The 3223-nt window shown below is 65.8% G+C and carries 6 protein-coding genes; 3 read left to right on the top strand and 3 right to left on the bottom strand.

Annotated elements, in window-relative coordinates; translation table 11 throughout:
• Positions 1–2: 2 nt before the first annotated feature.
• Together DD1DGNOD_RS00280 and DD1DGNOD_RS00275 are read right to left on the bottom strand one after the other, a co-directional pair.
• On the bottom strand, positions 3–245 hold the full coding sequence (locus DD1DGNOD_RS00280) for a hypothetical protein (RefSeq protein ID WP_241255365.1): 243 nt from the start codon (positions 243–245) through the stop codon (positions 3–5).
• 119 nt (positions 246–364) lie between these two features.
• Positions 365–583: a hypothetical protein gene (locus tag DD1DGNOD_RS00275; protein ID WP_131769175.1), complete on the bottom strand. Its 219-nt coding sequence runs from the start codon at positions 581–583 to the stop codon at positions 365–367.
• Positions 584–930: 347 nt separating this feature from the next.
• Between DD1DGNOD_RS00275 and DD1DGNOD_RS00270 the strand changes: the two genes are divergently transcribed.
• The 3 genes from DD1DGNOD_RS00270 to DD1DGNOD_RS00260 are packed head-to-tail and all read left to right on the top strand — an operon-like array spanning position 931 to position 2382.
• On the top strand, positions 931–1311 hold the full coding sequence (locus DD1DGNOD_RS00270) for an ArsR/SmtB family transcription factor (protein ID WP_131769174.1): 381 nt from the start codon (positions 931–933) through the stop codon (positions 1309–1311).
• Positions 1311–1802, top strand: a complete 492-nt coding sequence (locus tag DD1DGNOD_RS00265; RefSeq protein WP_131769173.1) for an SRPBCC family protein — start codon at positions 1311–1313, stop codon at positions 1800–1802. The genes DD1DGNOD_RS00270 and DD1DGNOD_RS00265 overlap by 1 nt, the downstream gene beginning before the upstream one ends.
• A gap of 1 nt (position 1803) precedes the next feature.
• Positions 1804–2382: a TIGR03086 family metal-binding protein gene (locus DD1DGNOD_RS00260; RefSeq protein WP_131769172.1), complete on the top strand. Its 579-nt coding sequence runs from the start codon at positions 1804–1806 to the stop codon at positions 2380–2382.
• A gap of 396 nt (positions 2383–2778) precedes the next feature.
• On the opposite strand, the gene DD1DGNOD_RS00255 is transcribed toward DD1DGNOD_RS00260, so the two are convergent.
• A partial coding sequence (locus tag DD1DGNOD_RS00255; RefSeq protein ID WP_165036305.1) for an RICIN domain-containing protein occupies positions 2779–3223 on the bottom strand: 445 nt, incomplete at its 5' end.

Below are 3223 nucleotides of genomic sequence, written 5' to 3'. Positions count from 1 at the left end.
GGTCAGGATTGGTCCAACTGTGCGGCCAGGTACACGATGTCGGTTGGATCACCGCTAGTGAGCACGTCATGTACCTCGCGGTACGCCTGGCGGTACTCGGAGAGGACCGCGGCCACACCGGCGGTGTCCACCGTTTCCCCGAGTTCGACCGCCGCGTTGGCGAGGTGGCGGACGCCACGAGTAGCCCGCTCCGCGGTGAGCATGCGCGAGGCGATTGCGTCGAGTCGGCTGGTATCGCCCATCATGATCTTCGCTTCCCGTGCGGAGGTGGCCGCGCCTGCCGTCCGTGGTCTACCCGTGATAGCTCGCCGCCGACCGTCCTGACCGCCCATGCGGGTGGGTGCTCTGATCGGGGCGGCGGCGGTCAGTCGAGTCGGTGGGAGGCGTGATGGTCCTCGACGGGGAGTGAGTCGGAGACCATCACGGTGACTTCCACCGCCTGGAGGGATGCGATGCCCCGCATGACGCCGATGAGGACCATGTCAGCGACGTCGCGGCCGGTCGCGATGGAGACCAGGCCCGGTCGGAGGACTCCGCGGGTCGCATCGTGTAGGTGGCCGCCGGTGGCCTGCTGGCTGGTCACCGCGAGGAGCCCGTCCCCCGGACCCCCCGATGCCGAGCTTCGCTCGGCCGGGCGGGTTCGAGTAACGGGTGCGAAGGTCCACACTGGCTCACTTGCGTAGGTGGTTCGTCTCGCGTGGTGATCGAGATGTAGCCAACGGTGTAGACAGGACGCGCTACCCGTTGTCCCGGTCCTCCGCCGTGTCGTTTTTTGTGCTCCCTATCGGTGTCCTCCTGGCGTCGATGCTCGGTGCGCTGTGGAGGAGAGGCGGAGATTGCCGGCGGCCCGTAGTCGTCAACCGATTGATTGACGGACGGCTCGATCGGCGCTAAATTGATCCTCAACCAATTGGTTGAGGAGCGGCCGTTGTGGATCAGCTCTCCCGGGTCTTCGCAGCTCTTGCGGACCCGACCCGGCGTGACCTGGTCGCACGGCTGACCGACGGCGACGCCACGGTCGGCGAGCTCGCCGACCCGTACGACGTCACCGTGCAGGCGGTCTCCAAGCACCTCAAGGTGCTCGAACAGGCCGGCCTGGTCAGCCGTACCGCCGAGGCCCACCGCAGCCCGGTGCACCTCGAAGCGGAGGTGTTCGACCTGATGACCGCATGGATCGAGCGATACCGCCGCCGAGCCGAGCAGCGGTACCGCCGCCTCGACGCTGTGCTGGCCGCCATGAACGACGACGCCACCAGCGACTCCACGAACGGCGCCCGCAACGACGAACGACCCATGAAGGGAACAGCCTGATGAACACAATCGACACCATCGAGACCGCCGTGATCGAGGCCGACAAGACCGTGCCGATCATCCGGATCACCCGCGACTTCACGGCCACTGCGGAGCAGCTGTTCCGGGCCCACACCGATCCCACGCTGTTCGTGCAATGGGTCGGGCCGAACGGGCTGGCGACCCGGATCGAGTACTGGGACGCCAGGACCGGCGGAAGCTGGCGCTATGTCGCAGCCCGCGACGGCAACGAGTTCGGCTTCCACGGCTGCTTCCACGAGGTCCGCACCGACCGGATCGTGCAGACCTTCACGTTCGAAGGCGACCCGGACGGTGTCGCGCTCGAGACGTTGTGGTTCGAGGACCTCGGCGACGGTCGCACCAGGCTGCACGCCCAGTCGCTGGTGGACAGCTTCGAGAGCCGGGACGCCTGGCTGCGCAGCGGGATGGAGACCGGGATCGACGAGGGCTACACCAAGCTCGACGCCCTGCTGCGCGCCGGCAGCGTCTGAGATGGCACATTCCCCGGTGTCGCCCGCCGACCGGCCGGCCGAGCGACACCGGCGGACCGCCGGCACCTTCACCGACCGGGTGCTCGGCACCCGTGACTGGGATGCGCCGGCGCCGGTGGCGGGATGGGTGGCGCGCGACGTCATCCGCCATCTGTGCGAGTGGTTCCCGGCCTTCCTGACGGCTGGTACCGGGATCGAGCTGGCCCGTGGTCCGTCACCGGATGACGACCCGGCGGGGGCGTGGCAGGTGCACGCGGATGCCGTGCAACAGCTTCTGGACGACCCGGCGACAGCCGGCCGCAGGTTGCGTAACCCGCGCGTCGGCGAGCTGCCGCTCGCCGTCGCGGTGGACCGGTTCTACACCTGCGACGTCTTCATGCACACCTGGGACCTGGCCCGAGCCACCGGCCAGGACGACCGGCTCGATCCGCAGCTCTGTGCCGAGCTGCTGGCCGGAATGGAGCGGATGGAGGAGGCGATCAGATCCTCCGGCCACTACGGCGCCCGGGTGCCGGTACCGGACGGGTCCGGCCCGCAGACCCGGCTGCTCGGCTTCATCGGCCGCGATCCCTTCCGCTGAAACGGACGGATGGGGCCAACTTTGCAAGGCAGGAGTTAGAACGCCGGTCAGGTAGTCACACGTCCTGTTTCGATCAAGAAATTGAGTGTGAAAATGGCTGCTATCACGACCGTTTGGCCCCTCAGTTCCATGATTCGATGATACTTGATCATAGACAATTGGCCGACTTTGGAGCGGATCTACACTACTTGACCGACACTTTAGGGGTTCAAGTCCCCTTGTCTCCACGCGCTCGATCATGCTGCTCGCCGACTCTCGTCGGCCTTGCTACCAGTCGTTATGCCTTTCCGGGGAGCGATCCTCCGGACCCCGAGGGCGACCGCGCGGAGCGCGTTCGCCAGGAGAATACAGCCATCTGAAATTTGTATCCGGGGATTACCTGGAGCGTCGGAAAGTTTACTCCTGCCACTGTTGCTGCGTGGTCTGGTTACAGTCCCACAGCTGCACCCTTGTGCCATCCCATCCAGCGTTGGCATCGGCATCGAGACACCGTCCGTACGGGGCGTTCCACCCGTTTTGATAGGCGCTCGCCCCATCGCCCCCGCGGTAGTACCAACGTTGCTGCGCGAACCCATTGCACGTCCAGAGCTGGACCTTTGTGCCGTTACTGTCGATGGTGTTCGTATCCGCGTCGAGGCACATCGCTGGCCACTGCACGCTACGAATCAACGCCCCAGTGGTGTACGGATCGCCCTCGTAGTACCACCGTTGCTGTACGGATCCATTGCAGGCCCAGAGCTGGACCCTCGTGCCATTGGAGCTGTGACCGTTGAGGTCAGCGTCAAGGCACATCCTCTGCCCGAAGCGATTGTTATGGAGGGTGAAGCCGCTTGTGTGTGTT

It is taken from the genome of Candidatus Protofrankia californiensis (assembly GCF_900634765.1).
Classification (GTDB): domain Bacteria; phylum Actinomycetota; class Actinomycetes; order Frankiales; family Frankiaceae; genus Protofrankia; species Protofrankia californiensis.
Note: the sequence above shows the minus strand (reverse complement) of the source record. Positions and strands in the feature narration are given on the sequence as shown.